The following is a 19,611-nucleotide window of genomic DNA, read 5'->3' as shown; positions in this document are numbered from 1 at the left end:
GGCCTTGCCCGGTTGACGTTCAGCTATTTCCGGAGGACCACGCCCAGGTAGAAGGCCACGTTGTTCTGCCCCTTGCCCGCGAACCGCGTGAACACGAACTCCTCCTGGGCCCGCAGCGAGACGTTGCGGTTGAGGGCGAAGTCCACCCCCGCGCCCGGCGCGAGGGCCAGGGAGTTCTTCTTGTCGGAGGCGGCGCCCTCCCAGGCCGACAGTTGCTGGAAGCCGGCCAGGACGTGGGCGAAGGCCTGCCAACGGGGGGCGAGGGTGCGGGAGTAGCGCGGCCCGGCCATGAGGCCCAGCTGGCGCATGCTCACGGAGCCGCCTTCGGTGCCGGTCTGGCGGTTGAAGGCCGCCTCCAGGCTCCAGGTGCGGTCGAAGCTGTGCCGGAAGCCCAGGGAGAAACCGTTGAGCCGCTGGTCGAGGCCCGAGGAAGGACGCTCGTGGAAGGCGGAGTAGCCGAGCGTCGCTTCCGGCGCGGGGGCCTGGGCCAGGGCCGGCAGGGCGCAGAGCAGGGCGGCCGCGGTGAAGAGTCGGTGCAGGAATTCCCGATGCATGCGTGCCTCGCTCAGTTGACGGTCAGGGTGAAGGTGGACGTCGCCTGGACCGCGCCCTGGGAGCTGGCGGTGATCGTGACGGCGTAGGAGCCCGCGGGGGTGCCGGACGTGCCGGTGGTGATGCCCTTGGCGGAGCTGGTGCCGCCGCCGCAGGCCGTCAGGCCGCCCACGAGGAGCAGCGCCAGGGTCGACAGGACGAGCCCCGCCCGCTTGCGGCGCCGGGAAGGCACCGCGAAGAGGCCGCCCAGGAGCAGGGCGCCCGCGCCCACGCCGCCCAGGGGCAGGTGGTCCCGGACGCTGCCGATGATCTGGAGCCTGGGGGTGGTCGTGAAGGTGGCGGTGACGACCACGGGGGTGCCGGTGACGGCGAAGCTGGGATGGTCGAAGGTGCAGGCGGCGCCCGCGGGCAGGCCGGTGACGGCCAGGGTGACCGGCGCGCCGAGTGCGCCCATGCTGGCCAGGGTGAGCTGGGTGGTGGCGGTGCCGCCGTCGGCGACGGTGACGGGCGCCGGCGGCGTGGGGATGACGACCGAGGGGGTGGTGGTGGTTTCGGTCACCGCGGAGGAGACGCCGGCCGTGTTCGCGCCGTCGCCGGCGTAGGAGGCCGTGATGCTGTGGGTGCCCAGGGCCAGGGCGGACGTGGCGTAGGAGGCCGTCCCGCCCGAGAGGGCCACCGTGGCCAGGGCCGTGGTGCCGTCCAGGAACGTGACCGTGCCGGTGGGGGTGATGCCGCCGGCGTTGGCGACGGCGGCGGTGAAGGTCACGGAGACGCCGAAGGGATCCGAGCCCGTGGTGCTGGAGCGGGTCAGGGTCACGGTGGAGGCGAGCTGCTGGACCACCTGGGACAGGGCGGCGCTGGTGATGGCGGCGAAGTTCCCGTCGCCGGCGTAGACGGCGGTGACGGCATGGGTGCCGGGCGCCAGGGCCGAGGTGGTGTAGGAGGCGGTGCCGGAAGCGAGGGTGGCCGTGCCCAGGAGGGTCGCGCCGTCATAGAAGCCGACGCTGCCGGTGGGCGTGCCGCCCGTGCCGGTGGCGGTGGCCGTGAAGGTGACCGGCGCCAGGCCGAGGGAGGGAGTGGCGGAGGAGGCCAGGGCCACCGCGGGGGCCGCCTTGGCGATCACCAGCGGGTAGGTGGCGGCGGTGGCGACGGGCAGGTAGTTGGCGTCGCCGCCGTAGGTGAAGCTGACGGTGTAGGTGCCCACGCCCAGGGTCGCGGCGGAGACGCTCCAGGCGGCGGAGCTCGAGGTGGAGCCGGCCGTCAGGGCCGCGGTCCCGGAGGCCACGCTGGTGCTGGAGGCGTTCAGGATGGACCAGGCGAGGGTGCCCGTGGGACGGGCGATGGTCGTGTAGGGGCCGGTGGCCGTCGCGGTGAGGGCGGCGGTGTCGAACAGCGTGGCGGTGGGGGTGGTCGCGGGTCCGAGCAGGGCCACGGGGGCCTTGGCCAGGGCCACGGTCGAGGTGCCCGAGCTGGCGAGGAAGGCGCCCGTGACGCCGGCGTAGGAGGCGGTGATGGTGTGCGAACCGATCCCCGTGAGGACGACGCCGGAGAGGACGGCCTTGCCGGCGCTGACGGTGACGGAGGCGCCGTTGTTGAGGCTGGTGGTGGTGCCGCCCACGGTGTCCGTGAAGGTCACCGTGCCGGTGGGAAGGGTGGCGGTGTGGCCGGCGGTGGTGTCGGCCAGGGTGGCGGTGAGGGTCACGGCCTGGCCGTTGGTGAGGGAGGAGGGCGCGAGGGTGACGGTGGTGCTGGTGGTGTCGCCCGGGTTGGTGCCGGTGCCGGTGGCGGCGAACGCCTGGGTGGTGCCTGCCACGTTGAGGGAGTTGTCGGTGAGGGTGATGGCGGCGCTGAGGCTGCCCACGGACTGGGGCGTGAACATCACCGAGACGTTGGCGCTGGTGCCCGGAGCCAGGACCGTGGCGGAGGTGACGGGGTTCGTGCCGGCGGGGTTGCCGCTGAAGTCGCCCGTGAAGGTGGGGTCGGCGCTGAAGGCCAGGTCCTGGTTGCCCAGGTTCGCCACCGTGGCCGTCTTCGGGCTGTCGGTGGAGGTGAAGCCCTGCTTGGTCGCGGCGAAGGACAGCGCCCCGCCGGAGACGTTGGCGTAGACGATGCGGCCGTTGGTCCAGTCGGGGATGTAGAGGTTGCCGGCGGGATCCGCGGTGACGCCGAAGAGCAGGGAGCCCAGGGTCGCCGGCGCGGGCAGGCCGGAGAGGGCCACGGCCGAAGCGAGGCCGGCGGTGGTGACCTTGACGATCCGGCTGTTGCCTGTGTCCACCACGTAGATGTTGCCGAAGGCGTCGGAGGACACGCCCTGGGGATTGCTGATGGTGATGCCGGGCAGGGCCAGCGCGGACGCGGCCCCCGCGGCCGTGACCTTGACGATGGAGCTGCTGTTCTGGGTGCGGGCGGCGATGTAGCAGGATCCGAACGGGTCCACGGTCATGCCGGTGACGGTGCTGCCGGCGAACGTGAAGGCGCCGGTGCCGAGCACCGCGCCCAGGCCCGAGGCGGTGCTGCCGGTGACCTTCAGGCTGGACACCCGGAGGATCCGCCCGTTGGTGAAGTCCGCGATCAGGAGGTTGCCGGCGCCGTCGAAGGCGAGGGCGGTGGGGAAGCCCAGGGCGGTGGGAAGGCCGCTGATGGCCAGCACCGAGACCACGCCGTCGGGCGTGACCACGAGGATGCGGCTGCGCTGGTGGTCGCCGACGAAGAGGTTGCCGGCCCCGTCCAGGGCCACGCCGGTGATGTTCAGGTTGGCGAGGCCGCCGGGGGTGCCCAGGGGCACCGCCGCGGCGCTGCCGCCGCCCGCGGGGATGCGGACGACGCTGCTGCTGTAGACGCCGCAGTAGAGGTTGCCCGCGCCGTCCAGGGCCACCTGGTAGGGGTTGGCCATGGGCAGGCCGCCGGTGGCGACGACCGTGCCCACGTTGGGGGACACGGCGGCCACAGGGGCGTCGGCGAAGCCCACGAGGGGGATGGTCATGATGATGTTGGCGGGGGTCGCGTCGTCGTAGAGCACGACGGCGCCGGTGCGCTGGCCGGAGGCCGTGGGGAGGAACTTGACCTCGATGACCGCGGACCCGGGGACGCCGGCGGCGATGGTGGTGCCGGCGCCGAGCGTGAAGTCGAGGTTCTGGACGCCGGCGGTGAGGACCTTGAGTGATCCGTAAGCGGGGCTGGCCATGGTCTGGACCGGGAGGGTCAGGGTGACCGGCGCAGCGGCGCCCAGGGTCGCGTGGCCGAAATTGACGGCGGTGCGGTTGAAGGAGCTGCTGTAGGTGGAGTCGGCGGAATTGGCGGTCAGGGGCAGCGTCGCCTCCACCACCTGGCTGTTCCCGGTGTCGGCGATGTGGACGGTTCCGAAGATGTCCACCGCCACGCCGGCGGGCGCGGCCGAGGGCAGGCCCCAGTTGCCGGTGTTCAGGTTCTGCGCGTTGAGGGCGGTATCCATCACGACGATCCGGTTGTTGCCCGTGTCGGCGACGAACAGGTTGCCCACCCGGTCGAAGGCGACGGCGCTGGGGCCGGAGAAGGAGGCGGGACTCCCGGCCCAGGTCGGGGCGACCACCCCACCCGTGGTGGAGCCGGCGGCCACGGCGACGATGCGGTTGTTGCCCGCGTCGGCGATGTGGAGCTTCCCGGCGGCGTCGAAGGCGAGGCCCTTGGGCGAAGCCAGGTTCGGCGCCCCTGGAGAGACGTTGATGGCGAGGCCGGCGGCCGATCCGCCCGTGGTCACTTCGACGATGGCGTTGGCGCCCGCGTCGGCGATGAAGAGGTTGCCGGAGGCGTCCACCGCCACGCCCTGGGGCGAAGCGAGGGTCACGGACCCCGTGCCGACGACGGTGGCGGTCCCGTTCGTGGCGACCTTCACCACCCGTGCGTTGCCGGTGTCGGCGATGTAGAGGTTGCCCGGGACGTCCAGGGCCAGGGCGGTGGGACCTGCCAGGGCGGTGCCCAGGCCGCTGACGCCCAGGACGGAGGCGGCCCCCGTGGGATCGACCTTGATGATCCGCCCGTTGGCGGTGTCGGCGATGAAGGTCGTGCCGTTGGGCGCCACGGCCAGGCCCGCCGGGCCGTTGAGGGTGAGGGAACCGGTGGGGGTCGCCTGGGCCATCCCCTTGAACTTCAAGGTGGGGGCCGGCCCCGCCAGAACGGGCGAGGCGCCCGCCAGGGTCAGGCAGAGGAGGAGCAGCCACCGGAAGGGAGGCCGGCCCGGGGAGGCGGAGGCGATTCTGGCGAGGTTGGGCATGTGGCTCCTTTCAGAACGCAGCAGAGGACAGGCCTGCGGCCAGCGGGCCCAGGTCCAGGAAAGGCGGGTTGCAGACCATCCATCGGGTGGCGGTCTATTGAGCATTACAAGATTCGGAGGGGACTTGAAAAGCTCAATTAACAACTCATTTACTACAACCAGATCATCTTAGGTGTTCCCGAAGAAACCCTTGCATCCAAGACTAGGCCATCGGCCGGTAGCTGTCCGTACGCTGGATTACCTAGTCTCAAAGTCAATTGCCCAGGATTCCCTTGAGCTGCTCCTCCGCGCTCTGGGAGGAGAGGGTGCTGCCTTCGAGGGACCGGATCTGCTGCTGGGACAGATCGATGCGGGGCCCGAAGGCCTTGCGGTGGAACTGCCGGCAGAACTCCCGCACGGTGGCGTCCCGGTCGGCGCCCGGCGCCACCTGGAACCGGCACAGGACGGTGCCCTGGGGGCCGTCCAGGCCCCCCTGGAGCCCCCCGGCCCCGGTCTGCTCCACCACCACCCGGAACCCGCGGGGGTCCGGTTCCAGGCGCGGGGACGAGGCCAGGAGGCCGGCGGCTTCGGCGGCCATGGGGCCGGACGTCTGGATGCGGCAGGGGATTCGCAGGCCCGCCCGCCGGAGTTCTCCGCCGTCCCGCTGCAGGACGGCGGCCAGGGAGGCCAGGGCCCCCGCCCGGTCCCCCCGGGCGGCCTGGGCCTTGGCCCGCAGGGCCAGGAGCTGGGTGTGGAGCACGGCGAACTCGGCGGGCAGGACGGGCTCGGCCGCGGCCAGGGCCTCGAGGGCGCTCCCCGCGTCGCCCCGCTCCAGGCGCGCGGCCCCCAGGCCCAGGAGGAGGAAGCCACGTTCCCGGTCCGCGGCGGGGCCGGTGCGGGCCAGGAGCCGCAGGGCCTCGGCCTCGGCGACGCCGGCTCCGGCGATGCGCGGCAGGAGCACCTCGGAGCCGGGCAGCTCGGCAACGGCCTGGGGGGCCAGCACGCGAAGGGACTGCCCCAGGCGCTCCCGGTTCCCCATCAGGAGGGTCCCGGCCCGCCGGCGGGCCAGGGCGGCCTCCACCTGGTGGCGGGCCATGCGCAGGAGGATGGCGGGGCGGCGCTTCCAGGGGGCGAAGCTGAGCTCCTCCCCGTCCCGCGCAAGGGCGTCGAGGAGGGCCTGGTAGAGGAACACCTGGGTGCCCGCCTCCCGCTGGCCGTCCCGGGCCGAACCCGTGGCGTGGCGGTCGGGGCGTTCCCGCACGCGCCGCGCGATGGCCAGGGCCTCGTCGGTGGCCCCGCAGGAGAGCAGGAGGCCGCCGGTGAGGGTCTGGCGGGTGTTCCAGTGGGTCTCGGCGGGCAGCGGCAGGGTGCGGAAGGCCCACTGGTGCATGCGCTTGACGGCGTCCATGGCCTCGGGGAGCCGCTGCTCCTGAAGGTAGAGGAAGGCCAGGTCGCCCCAGGGGTTGGTGACGCTCCCGGGCTGGAAGTGCTCCGCGGCCTCCAGGAGGAGCTGCTCGGCCCGGGCCAGGAGGCCCAGGTGCCAGGCCCCGTCGGCCGCGTTGCGGATGAGGGTGCAGTCCCGGTCCTTCCCCCGGAGGAGATCCAGCGCGTACACGCGCATCTGGGTGGCGAAGGCCTCCTCGGGGCGGTCCGACTCGGCCTCCATGGCCGCGAGCGTGTTGAGCGCCGTGGCGGCGTCGCGCGGATCGCCCCCGGCCACGGCCTCGTCGATCTTGCGGCGGGCCTCCCGGAAGCGGCCCAGCTTCATGAGGGGCCAGGCGTGGTCCACCGGGCGCTGCTTGAGGAAGAGCCGGTCGTGGGCGTCGAGGGTGCGCAGGGCGTCCTCGTAGCGCTCCATGCGGTACTGGGCGGAGGCCTGGAAGCCCAGCACGGAGCTGTAGTAGCCCGTGGGCGCCTCGGGCCCCCAGGCGCCTCCGTAGCGGGCTTCCAGGAGCTTGCGGGCCCGGGTGAACCAGTACAGCGCCCGGGGCAGGTCCCCGTCGGTGTTGAGGCTGACCATGCCGATGACCTCGCAGGCCAGCCAGGAATCCGGATGCGCGGCCAGGTAGGCCTTGGCGGCCTCCCGGGCCTCCAGGGGGTGGCGCTCCCTGTCCAGCATCTCCGCGAAGCGCGCCTCCCCGGGGGCGGGCCGGTACGGCGCGGCGAAGGCCGCGCACGCCACCAGGACCGCCGCCAGGGAGCGGAGCATCAGGCCCTCCCCCGCAGCGTCGCGCGGCTCAGCGCCTCCATGGGTTCAGCCAGGCAGGCCCGCACCACCTCGGCGGCGGCGGGAGCTCCCGGGCCCAGCTCCATGCGGTGCCCGAAGACCAGGGGCGCCAGCCACGCCACGTCCTCGCCGGAGACGAAGTCCCTTCCGCGCAGCGCCGCGGCGGCCTTGAGCGCGGGCACCAGCAGCACCAGGCTGCGGGTGGAGACGCCCTGCACCACCTGGGGATGGCTCCGCAGCGCCCGGGCCAGGTCCACCAGGCAGTGGTTCACCGGATCCGCCACGAAGACGCCGGCCTCCACCTGCTCCCGCGCGTCCAGGAGCTCGGCGCGGGTGACGGGGGGGCTCGCGGGTTCGGCCCTGCGGGCCAGGCGCGTGGCGAGTACCGCCAGCTCGGCGTCCCGCGAGATGTGGTCCATGCGGATCTTGAAGAGGAAGCGGTCCAGCTGGGGCAGCGGCAGGGGGTAGGTGCCGGCCACGTCCCGGGGGTTCTGGGTGGCGATGACGAAGAACAGCGTGTCCAGGGGCCGCGTGACGTTGTCCACGGTCACCTGCTTTTCGGCCATGGCCTCCAGCATCGCCGCCTGCACCTTGGGGGAGGTGCGGTTGATCTCGTCGGCCAGCACGACGTGGGCGAAGAGGGGCCCCGGGCGGAAGGCGAAGTCCCCGGTCTGCGGCTCGAACACCGAGACGCCGGTGATGTCCGAGGGCAGCAGGTCGGGGGTGAACTGGATGCGCCGGAAGGGCGGCAGGTCCCGGCCGTCGCCGTCCTCCAGGGCCTCGCCCAGGGCCTTGGCGAGCGTGGTCTTGCCCGAGCCCGGGTAGTCCTCCAGGAGCACGTGGCCGTCGGCCAGGAGCGCCACCATGACCAGGTCCACAACCTCGTCCCGGCCCAGCACCTGGAAGCGGATCCGCTCCCCCAGGCGGGCCAGGACGGACCGGGCGCGTTCGAGGCCTGCGGGATCGGGTGGGAGCATGGCGGCACCTTTCATCAGTGGACCCGGGCCCAGGCCAGGGGGTTCAGGAACGCGAGGACGCGAAGCGCGGGATGGGCGGCGGCGCGGAACTGGCCCCGGGCCTCCCGGGCCAGGCGGAGGCACTCCGCCGCGGGCGGTGCGCCCGGAGGCCCCAGGGCCCAGCGCAGGTGGAGCGCCGTGAGGGCCGAGAAGGCGGGGCTGGCGGCCCGGGCCGCGAAGGCCTCCCGGCTCTCTCCACGGGCCCGGGCGAGGCCCGAGGCGCTCGCGGCGTCCAGGGCGGCCCGGTAGGCCAGGCGTGGCACGTTCCCGGGGCCGCAGAAGGCCGGCGCGAAGCGGCGCCAGAGCTTGACGGCGTAGGCCGCCGGGAGCGCCAGGGCCGCGGCGGCCAGCAGGGCCAGACCCAGGATCCTTGCCAGGGCGGCGGGTTCGAAGGGGGGCCGCTCCAGGCCGGGGGGAGGCGGCGGCGGGGGCTTCTCGGACATGGCCATCTCGCCCAGCATCTGCTGGAGGTCCTTGTCCGGGGCCTGCTGGGGCATCACCTCGCTCCTGGCCGGGGTGATGTCCAGGGGCGTCCAGCCGTAACCCTGGAGGCGCACCTCGGGCCAGGCGTGGGCATTGGAGGCCCGCAGCATGAGCGAGGCGCCGCCGAACCGGAACGAGGGATCCGCCGCATAGCCCGCGGCCACCCGGGCCGGGACGCCCGCGGCGCGGTACAGCAGGCAGGCCGCGTGGGCGAGGTACACGCAGTGCCCGCGCAGGTCCCCGAAGAGGAAGTCGGCCAGCGGGTCGGGGCTGGCGCCGTGGGTGGTGTCCAGGCTGTAGGTGGTGTTGGCGTCCAGCCACAGCTTGACGGCCAGGGCCTGGGCGAAGCGGTCCTCCCGGAGGTCGTCGCGCAGGGTCTCCAGGATCCGGTCCGCCAGCTGCCGGTAGCGGGGATCCGCCGGACCCTCGAGGTAGTGGGCGAGGGTTTCGGGGGTCCAGGCGGGGTCCCCCACGGGCGTCCCCACCAGATCCTTCGGGTGGAGGGTGCAGACCTTCGAGACGACGTCGTAGGCCTGGAAGAACCGCTTGGGGTCGGGGTTCCCCGTCTCCCGGAAGGACACCGGGCCCACCAGGCCGAAGGGCCTGGCGTGGGCGGCCATGACGGCGACGGTGGTGCGCACCTCCCGGCCCCGCAAGGCGGGATCGGCCTTGGCGCCCAGGGCGGGCAGATCCGTGTCGAAGCGCCCGCCGGCGTCCTGCACCACCCGGAGGCCGTTGAAGGCGCTGAAGGCGGTCTCCCGGAAGTAGCAGGCGCCCATGGGGGGCGTGTAGTCGTTGTGGAAGACGACGACCGCCAGGGGCGCGTCGGAGGGCTGGTCGGACTGGTTCTCGAAGCTGTCGGGCGGGGTCTGGCCTTCGCCCCCGGTGGAGGCTCCGCCACCGCCCTCCTGGGGTTTCCCGTCCCCCAGCACCCGGTGGAGCTCGGTGACCTGCTTGAGGTGGCGCTGGGGCAGGACCAGGAAGACCGCGGCCAGGGCCGCCACCAGCATCGCCGTGCCCGCCAGGGACCTGCGCGTGGCGTCGGCGCCCGCCAGCACCAGGGCCAGCAGCGCCGCCAGGGCCAGGCCCAGCAGGAGGAACCACGGCAGGGGATCCAGCCCGTGGCCCCAGAGGGGGTCCACCAGGAAGTAGGGCCGGTTGAGGAAACCCTCCCGGTGGGCCGCGAACAGCGACGCGAAGAGCGCTCCCAGCAGCGTGAGCCCCGCGATCCTCCAGGCGGCGTGGCGCCGCGCCAGGGCCTCCTGCGCGCCCACCAGGGCCAGCGGCAGGGCCAGGGCGGGAAGGCACTCGGCCAGCGCGTAGAGCGCCCGGGGGCCCAGGAGACGGGCCGGGCCCGGCCACCGGGAAAGGAGGGCGGAGAGGAGCAGCGCGGCGGCGGCCAAGGCCAGGGGCGGCAGGGGCACGGCCCAGGTGCGAAGGCGGCTCGCGGCCAGCCGGGGCCCGGCGAGGACCCCCAGGAGCGCCCCCAGCGCCGCCGCGGCGACGCCCGCCGTCAAGGCATAGCTGGCCGCGGCCAGGGCCACCACCGCCATCCAGAGGGCGGCGTGGAGGCAGGTCCACAGCCGCGGCCTCACGCGGGCCTCCCGGCGAGCTTGCGGAGGTAGGCCTGGGGCTGGACCAGCACGTCGCCGCTGCGGGTGTCCACAAGGGTCGCCTCCATGTGGGGAAGGACGAGCCGCCCCAGCAGGTCCAGCACTTCGTCCGGGGCGGCCCCTCCGGACGGCGCCGGCCGCAGGAAGGCGCGGCGCCACCGGGACGGCGCGGGCTCGCGCCACCCGTCCAGGGCGAAGACGGCGTGGATGCGCAGGGGCGCCGCGGCCAGGGCGGCCTGCGCCGCGGCCACCCAGGGACCGTCCCTGCCGGGAAGGAGGAGGATGCAGGCGCCGAACCCGTCCCGGCGGGCCCGCTCCAGGAAGGCCGGGAAGCCCCCTGCCCCGCCCGCGGAACCGGACTTCGCCAGGGCTTCCAGGGCCCGGTCCAGGTCCTCGGCGTCCTCGGCCCCGTCGGCCCCGAAGCGCCATCCCGGGCCCAGGAGGCCCCGCTCCAGGAGCGTGCGCGCAAGCCGCGCCGGGGGCTCGTCCCAGGGGCTGGCGGGAAGGTAGGCGCAGACCCGGGGCGCGGGCTCCAGAGCCCTCTCGGGGACGCGCACGAAGGCCTTGCGGGTGCGGGCGTAGACCTTCCAGAGGATCATGCGCAGCGGGTCGCCGTGGCCGTACTTGCGGATGTCCACCCGGTCGCCCTGGGGGCCGCCCCGGGGATCGGGCTGATCCTCACCTTGCACCAGGCCGCTCAACACCGCGCCGGGGTCCAGGAGGGCGCGCTCGGGGAGGATGCGGGCGGCCGAGGCCTCCGCAGCGCGCCAGCCGGTCTCCGTAAGGCCGAGGATGTCGCCCACGCGCACCGTTCGCGTGACGGAGGGGGCCAGGGCCCGCCGGCGGGGCAGCACGTGCTCCAGGCCCGAGGGCAGGCGCAGGTCGGCCTGGATGTCCCCGGGGGCCTCCCAGGCCACGCGCACCCGCAGGAAGGGCAGCCACCGCGAAAGGGGCACCCGGAAGCCCGTGGCATTCCAGGCTCCGCATTCGAGGCTCATGCGCCCCTGGCCGCCCCCGGCGCGCCTGCGCAGCACGAGCGCCGCGGCCACGGTGGCCACGCAGAGGCCCGCCACGAGAAGCGCCGCCAGGACGCTGGCGGCGAGCAGGACCAGGTCCAGCCTGCCCACGCCCTGGAACCAGAAGGCCGCCCCGGCCAGCGCGAGGAGGCTCCACCCCGCGAAGGTGACGGGGAAACCCTCCCTCAGCCCGGCAAGCGGCTTCATCCCGCGGTCCCCTCCTTCGTCAGCGGGGCCCGCTCACGGACACCGGCAGGTTCGCTTTCAGCCAGGCCCGCATGCCGCCCCGGAGGACCCGCACCCAACTGTAGCCGTTGGCCTGGAGGTCGGCTGCCGCCACGTGGGAGACCCGGTCGTCGTAGTCCACCAGGACCACCAGCTGGCGCTTGTCCTTGGCGATGTCCGCCAGACCCCACACCAGGTGGTTGACGGGGAGGTTGTAGGCGCCCCGGATGTGCCCCCGGGGCCCGTTGAAATCGTCGGGCCTCCGCAGGTCCACCACGACGGGCGGCTGGCCGTGCAGCACCTGTTCCAGATCGATGGGCCGGAAGACCTCCTTGTGGCGGGCCCGCTTCCAACTAGTGAAATCAGACCACTTAAGAACGACAACCACCAGCAGCGCCAGGAACGCGCCTGCCAGGGGATAGATGGCCTCCGGGCGGGAAAGCCAGTCTCCCGCGGCCCCCGGCCCGGCCAGGAGCGCTGGCTTCAGTGCCGGGAGCAGGGCTTGGGGATCAAACATGGTTCGCCTCCGGTGCTGGTTTCTGCCTACCCTGGAGGTACCGTGATCTCGAAGAGCCATCCAAGGGCGGGATCCAGGCCATTATAAACCTGTGGGATGATCGAACCGATGCAAGAAGCCGCAACGTCAGTGGGAAAAGGAGTGCTTATCGCCGCCGTGGCCCTGCTGGCCGCCTGCGGGGGAGGCCGGGATCCCAGGCAGCTGGTGGTCGAACCCGAGGCCCCCGCCGTGATGGTGGGCGAGACCCTCGTGCTCTCCGCCCGCACCCCGGGCGACGCTGCGGCGGACCCGGAGTGGGAGGTGCAGGAGATGTACGGGGGCGGCCTTCTCAACAGCCAGGGTCCGCGCGTCACCTATGTTCCGCCCGAGGCGGCCGGGACCTACCACCTGGTGCTGCGCACCCCCGGCCACAAGCAGACCCTCGAGGTGCGGGTGCTGCCCAGCCCCGTCCTGGAACCCCATTCGCCGCGCATCCCGCCGGGCTCCTCCATCGCCTTCCGGGTCCGCATGCGCGGCCTGCCCCGGGACGCCGCGGTGTGGACCGTGGACGAGGCCGAAGGCGGCGAGATCACCGCGGACGGCCGGTACACGGCCCCGCGCAGGCCCGGGGTCTACCACGTCACCGCCACCTCCGCGGCGGACCCGTCGGCCTCGGCGCGGGCCACGGTCACCGTGGGAACGGATTGAGGCCACCCATGGGGGAGCGCCGGCCCCGACCCGCGGACCTGGCCCACCACGCCTGGGAGACGGCGCTGGAAGCCCTGGCGGGGTTCCAGGCCAACGGGGGCCTCCGGCAGGCCTCCAGCCTCGCCTTCTACACGCTGCTGGCCCTCATCCCCGCCCTGCTCCTGCTCACCTACATCCTGGGCCTGATCACCGGCAGTTCGGCAGCCGCCCACCAGCGGCTCACGGACTACCTGGCCCGCATGCTGCCGGGCCAGGCCGACCGGGTGCTGGAGGACGTGGCCGCCCTCACGCGCCACCCCGGCACGGCCGGTCTCCTCAACCTCCTGGTGCTGGCCTGGTCCGTGTCGCCCCTGGTCTCGGCCCTGCGCGAAATCGTCCGGGGCATCTTCAAGGAGCGGGAGACGCGCTCGCTGTGGCTGGTCAAGCTGCTGGACCTGGCCGGGGGCGTCGCGTCCCTCACGGCCCTGGCCGCCCTGGCGGGGGCGGGCGTCTTCCTGCACTTCCTCAACGCCTCCCTCCTGGGCTCCCGGGGCGTGTCCCTGGGCCTCGCCCTGCCCTTCACGGTGAGCACGGCCCTGGTGACGGGCCTGATGGCGGTGTACGCCCCGCGGGACGCCAGCCGGGGCCACCTGCTGGCGGGGGCCCTGACCACCACGGTCCTGTGGTTCCTGCTGCGCCCCGCCTTCACCTGGTTCCTCACCCTCGACCAGAGCTACGGCGTGGCCTTCGGCTCGTTCAAGTCCCTGTTCCTCATCGTGATCTGGATCTACGTGTCCATGGCGATGCTCCTCCTGGGGGTGGAGGTGGCCGCGGCCTGCCACCGCGGCGACGCGGTGGCCATCAAGCGCCTGATGGAGGGCAAGGCCCGCCGCGGCTACCCCGGCCATCGGCACCTGCTCCTGGAGGCCCCGGACGGCCACGTCTTCTTCCGGGAGGGCGAGCCCGGCGTGGAGATGTTCTACCTGCTCGCGGGCACCGTGCGGATCCTCAAGGGGGACCGGGAGATCGCCCGCATCGGCCCCGGCAGCTTCCTGGGCGAGATGACCTTCCTGCTGGGCCTGGACCGCTCCGCCACCGCCGTGGCGGAAGGCCCCTGCCAGTGCGTGGTGATCCACGCCCGCAACTTCGCCCAGCTCCTGCGGGAGTTCCCGGACACGGTGCGGGTGATGCTGGTGGGCATGGCCTCGCGTCTTCGCGCGACCAGCGAGAAGTCCGCGGAGGCCCCGACCCCCATGGACGTCATCGCGCTTTCGTGAGCCGGTCCAGGAAGGGGCTGCCGAAGATCCCCGCCGGGTCCAGGGCTCGCAGGCCCTCCAGGGCCTCGCGCCAGCCCCTCCCGTAGCCCTCCGTGAACCCCCGCGGGATGTGCCCCTCCAGCATCCCGGGCCCGGTCCAGGGGCCCGCGGGGGAATAGGCCCAGCCCTTGGCCCACTCCACCCGCACCGCGGCGTAGTCCCCCGTGTAGTTGCCCAGCATCCACGCCTCCAGGTCCGTGTAGAACGGCATGGCTCCGGGCGTGCCGGGCAGGGTCAGCACCTCCGCCCACACCGCGCAGTCCCACTCCGGATGGTCCGGGCGGGGGCGGATGGGGGACAGCAGGGCCTCGGCCTGGCCCGGAGCCGCGTGGTCCAGGCCCGTGGCGCGCAGGTCCACGGGGCCGTTCACCGGGAAGGCGCCGCGGGCCCGGGCGGCCTCCAGCAGATCCTCCACGGCCCGGTGGAACTCGCTGGCCACCCGCTGGAGGTCCGCCCTGCGGCACAGGATGGCGTGGCCGCTCACGTGGTAGCGCAGCGTGGAGGGCTTGACGTGCAGCGTGGTGAACCGGGAGGGACCCCACACGTCCCGGGTGCCGGTGAGGTCCAGCCCGGCATGGGCGAGGGCGCGCTCCAGGCCCAGGAAGGCCGGGGTGCGGGAAGGCGACTCCCGGAGCCACGCGGCGGCGGCGTCCGAGTCGTCCCGGCCGACCCAATTGGCGAAGGTGTAGGGATAGGGCCCGTCATGGGCCACCGAACCCGCGGGCCGCTCCGGTTCGGCGGACCACACCCGCACCCAGGGACACTCCGTGAAGGGGAACCAGGTGGCCTCCACCCGCCCCGAGCCCATGGCCAGGGCCTGGAAGCTCCGGGGCCCCGCCAGGGCCGGGGGGGCGTAGAGCTCGGAGGCGGGGACGTCCGTGGTGCTCAGGCACCGCAGGTTCACGTCCGCGCCCAGCTGGAGCGTGGCGGAGGTGACCAGGGCCCGGCCCATGTGCACCAGGAGGGGGCCTATTTCCGAATCCGCCCGCCCGAAGGTCCGCACCACGTGCCGCCCCGTCCCCGGATCCCAGACCACCGCCTCCAGGGCGAGCACCGCGTTGCTGAGCGAGCCCCAGGTCCAGCCCTGCACCGGCGGCCCCGGTAGCACGGAGCCGTGGGCCCCGATGGCCAGGGCGCCCCCCAGGGTCAGGTTCCCCGGCGCGGGCGTGGAGGCCACGGCGAGCCCCGCCGCGCCGGCCGCCTCCCACAGGCGGTCCAGGCTCGCGCCGGCCTGGGCCGTGAGGGTGGACCCCTCCACCCGCACCTGGTCCAGGTGGGCCGTGAGGTCCACCAGCAGGGCCGGAGGCAGGGGCCGCCCCGAGGACGCCAGGAGCGGGGACCAGCCGTGGCCCATGCCCCGGGCCCGCAGGCGCCACCCGCGGTCCAGGGCCCAGTCCGCGAGCCCGGCCACCTCCTGGGGCGTGCGGGGCGCGGCGGTCCAGGCGTCGGGCACCCGGATCTCTCCGCTCCAGTTGAGGAAGGACTCGCGGCGCGCGGACACGGGCAGCGCCGCGGGAACGGGACCGCCATCCCGGCCGTGCAGGAGGGCGGGCCCGAAGGCCAGGGCGCCGGCGGCGCCGAGGAAGCGGCGGCGGGTCAGGCCGGGGGCACAGACTCCGGGGAGGGGACGTCCCTTGCTCATCTTCAATATCCGATAAGTTACATATAAATATTAAAAATAATAATCTTAAACAACCTGACCCAGTGTGGGTCCCCTACGCGGGCGTGGCAATCCCCAAAAGCTTCAGGATCGATGTGAACCCCTCGGGCACGGGCGCCTTCAGGTCCAGCCGCCTCCCGTCCGCCGGGTGGTCCAGGGAGAGCTTCCACGCGTGGAGCATGGGGTGGGGGCAGGCGAAGTGGCGCTTGTCGGCATCGAGCCAGGCGCTGGCGCCGCCGTACACGGGGTCCCCAAGGATGGGCGCGCCCAGGTGGGAGAGGTGCAGGCGGATCTGGTGGGTCCGCCCCGTGAGGAGCTCGCACTCCACCAGGGCCAGCCCGCAGGCCTTGGCCAGCACCCGCACGCGGGTCTGGCTGGGGCGGCCGGACGCGTTGACGGTCATCTTGAGGCGGTCCACGCGGTGGCGGGCGATGGGCTCGTCCACGAGGATGCTGCCCACCTCCGGAAGCTTGCGGCTCATGCGCACCACGGCCAGGTAGCGCTTCTCCACCGTCCGCTCCTTGAACTGGGCCTGCAGGGCGGCCTGGGTGGGCTGGTCCTTGGCCATGGCCAGGCACCCGGTGGTGTAGCGGTCCAGTCGGTGCACGAGGCCGGGCCAGAGCGGCGCGGGGATCTCGTCCTCGCCCTCCTCGGGCAGTTCCTCGACCGGGGCGATGGCCGCGCGCAGGCGCCCCAGGAGGGCGTTCAGGACCGTGCCTCCGGCGTGGCCGGGGCCGGGATGCACCACCATGCCCGCGGGCTTGTCGATGATCCAGAGGTGCTCGTCCTCGAACAGGGTGGGCAGGTCGATGAGTTCGGGCTCCAGGAGGAGCGCGGGGGGCACGAGATCCGGCAGGACGGTCTCCACCGTCGCGCCGCTGCGCACGCGGGTGCCGCCCTTGGTGACCACGACGCCGTTGATCGTGACGTTGCCGCCCCGCACCCAGGCGTCCCAGCGGGAGCGGGCGATCTCGGGGTGGATCTCGGTGAGGAACCGGTCCAGGCGCGGGGCGCCGGTCGGAAGGAAGTGGGAGATGGAACCGCTCATGATGCAACCTCGGGCCGCGGGGCCCTCGAATACCAGAACCAAAGGAAGGCGCCGAAGGCCACGAAGGCCAGCGCCGTAAGCCTGCCGGTGGAGAGCCAGGGGATCCCCAGCAGGAAGCCCCGGTCCAGGTCGGCGCGCCAGATCTCGGTCACGATGCGCCCTACCCCTTCCAGGACGAAATACAGGGCCCCCACCTGCCCCGCGAAGCGGCGGCGGCGGCCCGTGAGGAGGAGCGTCCCCAGGACGAGGGCGTTGGCCGCCAGGGTGTACAGCTGCACCGGATGCACCGGCACGTTGAGGGGCGTCCCCGAAAGCCAGTGCGCGTCGGGACTGGTGAAGGTCACGGCCCAGGGGAGGTGGCACTCGGTGCCGTAGCAGCACCCCGCGGAGAAGCATCCCAGGCGCCCGATGGCCTGGCCCAGGGCCACGGCGGGCGTGAGGGCGTCCAGGGTCCCGGCCAGGGGCAGCTTGAGCTTGCGCATGCGCCAGAAGAAGACGGCGAGGCCGCCGATGACGCCGCCGTGGATGGCGCCGCCGGCCCGGAGGTAGCCTAGGTCCAAGATCTGCGAAGGGGGCACGCCGCTGGCCAGGTCGACGACGATCATCAGGACCTTGGCGCCGACGATCCCGCCCAGGAGGAGCGAGATGGCCAGGTCCGAGATCCCCTCGGCGGGGATGCCGTCCCCGCGCCCCAGGCGCTGGGCCAGGGCGAGCGCCAGGAAGAACCCGACGGTCAGGATGAGCCCGTAGGTCCCCACGGGGAAGCTGCCGATCTTGAAGAGGATTGGGTGCATCTTAGTCCTTGGGCAGGGGGCGCAGCCGGGCCGGGGGGAGGTCCAGGGCCGCGATGTCGAAGCTGATGATCTCACCGTAGGGCCGCAGGAGCGGCATGAGCCGGTCCGTGATGGCCGGCCGGAAGCCCGCGTAGAACTCCTGGGCCAGCGGGGCCCGGGAGCGGCCCCGGATGTGGAACTCCCGCACTGGCCCCTGGCGCACCTCCTCCAGGACCGCGCCTTCCAGGTGCCGGTCCAGGATCGCCATGGCCCGGGATCTCACCGCCTCCGGCAGGGGCCCGTGGTCCACCGGCCCCTGGGGCAGGGCCGCGAGCCTGCGGAGGTGGAGCACCGCCGGAACGGAAGCGGCCAGGACCAGGACCCCCAGGACGGCGGCGGACCGGCCCCATCGCCTTTCGCGGCGACGCTCGGGGTCCGGTGGTGGGTTTTCCAGGGAGGGCATGGGTTTCCTAAGATCGAACTACCAGCATGCCATCATTCGGCCCCGTTCACCCCAGGACCTGGAAGCCGGCGCCCCCCGTGAGGCTCCGGATGCTGGGCACGGGCCCCGGCTCCAGCCCCTGGATCCGCAGGTCCACCGGCACGCCCAGGGCCTTGAGCTCGTCCTCCATTCCGGCCTGGGCGGCCAGGAGCGCCTCGGGGTGCTGTGCCCAGACCCGGACCTGGAGCCCTCCGGCCCCCTTGGCGATGCCCAGCCGGGTCTCCCCGAGCCGGGTGAAGTTCAGGCCCAGGAGCACCCGGGTGGTGGCGCCTTCCGGATTCCCGCGGCCCTTGCCCCCGGCGTCCGACTCCACCCACATCTGCAGCGGGGCCTGGGGCGCCCACGGCAGCGGCAGCTCGTAGAAGGCGGTCCCCTCCTTGGCCTGGGCCGCGTGGAACGGCGCCTCCCGGGGCGAGACGCCCGGGTCGGAAAGGGCCTTCACTCCCGCCTTGATCCAGGATTCCCAGGTCTCCGGCGCCCCGGGCAGGGCGGCCGTGGACGCCTGGGCCCGCACCAGCCCGCGCAGCAGCTGGGAGACCGCGTCGGCCTGCCCCTGGGGCGCATCCGCCCTGCGCGCCAGGGCCGTCTGCACCCGGACCGAGGCCTCCTGGACCACCGCGGGATCCGGGGCGCCGCCCCGCAGCAGGGCCCGCAGGGCCAGGGCCTGCGGTTCGGGCAGGTCCCTGAGGACCGCCCGGAGCGCCTCCTGGGAGCCGGGCAGCCTGGCCTGCACCAGGGCGATGAGATCCTCCACCGCCTGGGACGGCGGCGCGGGGCTTCCGGAATGGGCCAGGCCTTCAGCCGGCCGGGTCAGCCCCAGGGATCCGGAGCCCTGGGATGCCTGTTCGAGGGAAGGGAGGCCGGAAGGCTGGTCAGCCGTCTGCGTAGGTGAAAGGAAGGGTTGGGCTTCTGTGGATCCAGCAGGCTGACCTGGGGTCTGGGTCCCGGGTGGGAGGTCGGTTGGGTTGGCCGGTTGAGATACCGGTGGGTTGGTCGGGAGTGAACCGGTCGCTTGTGTGGTTGCTTGAGTGGTTGTTTGAGTGGTCCCTTGGGTGGTTGCTTGGGTGGTTCCTGGGGTGGTCCCTTGGGTGGTTGCTTGGGTGGTCCCTTGGGTGGTTGCTTGGGTGGTTGCTTGGGTGGTCCCTTGGGTGGTCCCTTGGGTGGTTCCTTGGGTGGTTGCTTGGGTGGCTGGCTGAGGAGCTGGCTGATTGGGTGCCAGGGTCGTCGAAGGTGCGATCGGTTGCTCGATTGCTTGCTTTGTTGGTTGTCCTGCAGGTTGTCCTTCCCCCTGCCCTGCCGGTTGCCCCGCAAGCTGTCCTGGCGGTTGCGCTCCCGGCTGAACCCCCAGTGGCCCCGGTGGCTGGGTCCCCAGCTGGGTGCCTGAGGGTCCCGCCGGTTGGGCTCCAGGCTGTCCCCCCGGCTGCGCTCCGGACGGCAATTCCGATGCGGTTCCTGGGGTCGGCGCAGGTTGGCCGCTTGTTTGCTGAGCGGATTGCCCTGTTCCTTGCGCGGTCGCCTGGTTTGGAGCCTGCCCTGACGCGTTTGCGGAAGGCTGCGGGCCCGTCTCGGCGGGCAGGGCGCCGCCCAGGAGGCGGAAGAGCTGCACCAGGGGCTCCAGCTCCGGGGGCGGGGCGGGCTGGGTGAGGCGGTTCTGGAGGAGCTGGGCCTCGCCCTGGAGCAGGGGGGCCAGGATGGCGGGGGGGGAGGGGGGCAGGGCCTGGAGGGTCTGGAGCCGGATGGTGCCGCCGTCGGAGGCCGCGACCCGCACC

General features: G+C 73.3%; 14 protein-coding genes. 2 read left to right on the top strand and 12 right to left on the bottom strand.

All coding sequences use genetic code 11. The features are described 5' to 3' along the window. Positions 1-23: 23 nt before the first annotated feature. From RAH40_RS20620 to RAH40_RS20590, 7 genes are all read right to left on the bottom strand, one after another. Positions 24-554 carry an outer membrane protein gene (locus tag RAH40_RS20620; protein ID WP_306599516.1) on the bottom strand — a complete coding sequence of 177 codons (531 nt, stop codon included), beginning with the start codon at positions 552-554 and terminating at the stop codon, positions 24-26. 11 nt (positions 555-565) lie between these two features. Beyond that, entirely contained in the window at positions 566-4,801 is a 4,236-nt protein-coding gene (locus RAH40_RS20615) for an Ig-like domain repeat protein (protein WP_306599515.1), read from the bottom strand. A gap of 253 nt (positions 4,802-5,054) precedes the next feature. Then, positions 5,055-6,989: a hypothetical protein gene (locus tag RAH40_RS20610; protein ID WP_306599514.1), complete on the bottom strand. Its 1,935-nt coding sequence runs from the start codon at positions 6,987-6,989 to the stop codon at positions 5,055-5,057. Further along, the gene (locus RAH40_RS20605) at positions 6,989-7,984 is read right to left on the bottom strand and encodes a MoxR family ATPase (protein ID WP_306599513.1); all 996 of its coding nucleotides are present in this window, start codon (positions 7,982-7,984) and stop codon (positions 6,989-6,991) included. Before RAH40_RS20605 ends, RAH40_RS20610 begins: the two co-directional genes overlap by 1 nt. A 14-nt stretch (positions 7,985-7,998) precedes the next feature. Beyond that, a complete protein-coding gene (locus RAH40_RS20600) occupies positions 7,999-10,101 on the bottom strand; it encodes a transglutaminase-like domain-containing protein (RefSeq protein ID WP_306599512.1) in 2,103 nt (700 codons plus the stop codon). Beyond that, positions 10,098-11,342: a DUF58 domain-containing protein gene (locus RAH40_RS20595; protein ID WP_306599511.1), complete on the bottom strand. Its 1,245-nt coding sequence runs from the start codon at positions 11,340-11,342 to the stop codon at positions 10,098-10,100. Before RAH40_RS20595 ends, RAH40_RS20600 begins: the two co-directional genes overlap by 4 nt. A gap of 19 nt (positions 11,343-11,361) precedes the next feature. Further along, positions 11,362-11,877, bottom strand: a complete 516-nt coding sequence (locus RAH40_RS20590) for a rhodanese-like domain-containing protein (RefSeq protein WP_306599510.1) — start codon at positions 11,875-11,877, stop codon at positions 11,362-11,364. Positions 11,878-12,018: 141 nt separating this feature from the next. On the opposite strand from RAH40_RS20590, the gene RAH40_RS20585 reads away from it, so the two are divergent. Then, a complete protein-coding gene (locus RAH40_RS20585; RefSeq protein ID WP_306599509.1) occupies positions 12,019-12,564 on the top strand; it encodes a hypothetical protein in 546 nt (181 codons plus the stop codon). Positions 12,565-12,572: 8 nt separating this feature from the next. After that, positions 12,573-13,820, top strand: a complete 1,248-nt coding sequence (locus RAH40_RS20580) for a YhjD/YihY/BrkB family envelope integrity protein (protein ID WP_306599508.1) — start codon at positions 12,573-12,575, stop codon at positions 13,818-13,820. Here RAH40_RS20580 and RAH40_RS20575 read toward each other — a convergent pair. The 5 genes from RAH40_RS20575 to RAH40_RS20555 form a co-directional block, all read right to left on the bottom strand. Then, the gene (locus RAH40_RS20575; RefSeq protein ID WP_306599507.1) at positions 13,804-15,501 is read right to left on the bottom strand and encodes a cholesterol oxidase substrate-binding domain-containing protein; all 1,698 of its coding nucleotides are present in this window, start codon (positions 15,499-15,501) and stop codon (positions 13,804-13,806) included. The genes RAH40_RS20580 and RAH40_RS20575 overlap by 17 nt on opposite strands. A 73-nt stretch (positions 15,502-15,574) precedes the next feature. Continuing rightward, positions 15,575-16,567 carry an RluA family pseudouridine synthase gene (locus RAH40_RS20570; protein WP_306599506.1) on the bottom strand — a complete coding sequence of 331 codons (993 nt, stop codon included), beginning with the start codon at positions 16,565-16,567 and terminating at the stop codon, positions 15,575-15,577. After that, the gene (locus tag RAH40_RS20565; protein WP_306599505.1) at positions 16,564-17,361 is read right to left on the bottom strand and encodes a prolipoprotein diacylglyceryl transferase; all 798 of its coding nucleotides are present in this window, start codon (positions 17,359-17,361) and stop codon (positions 16,564-16,566) included. The genes RAH40_RS20570 and RAH40_RS20565 overlap by 4 nt, the downstream gene beginning before the upstream one ends. 1 nt (position 17,362) lies before the next feature. Beyond that, positions 17,363-17,803, bottom strand: coding sequence for a hypothetical protein (locus RAH40_RS20560; RefSeq protein ID WP_306599504.1), 441 nt, complete (start codon positions 17,801-17,803; stop codon positions 17,363-17,365). 46 nt (positions 17,804-17,849) lie between these two features. Continuing rightward, on the bottom strand, positions 17,850-18,596 hold the full coding sequence (locus tag RAH40_RS20555; RefSeq protein WP_306599503.1) for a hypothetical protein: 747 nt from the start codon (positions 18,594-18,596) through the stop codon (positions 17,850-17,852). Between the last annotated feature and the right edge of the window lie 1,015 nt (positions 18,597-19,611).

Origin of the sequence: Geothrix sp. 21YS21S-2 (assembly GCF_030846775.1) — a bacterium.
Taxonomy (GTDB): domain Bacteria; phylum Acidobacteriota; class Holophagae; order Holophagales; family Holophagaceae; genus Mesoterricola.
Note: the sequence above shows the minus strand (reverse complement) of the source record. Positions and strands in the feature narration are given on the sequence as shown.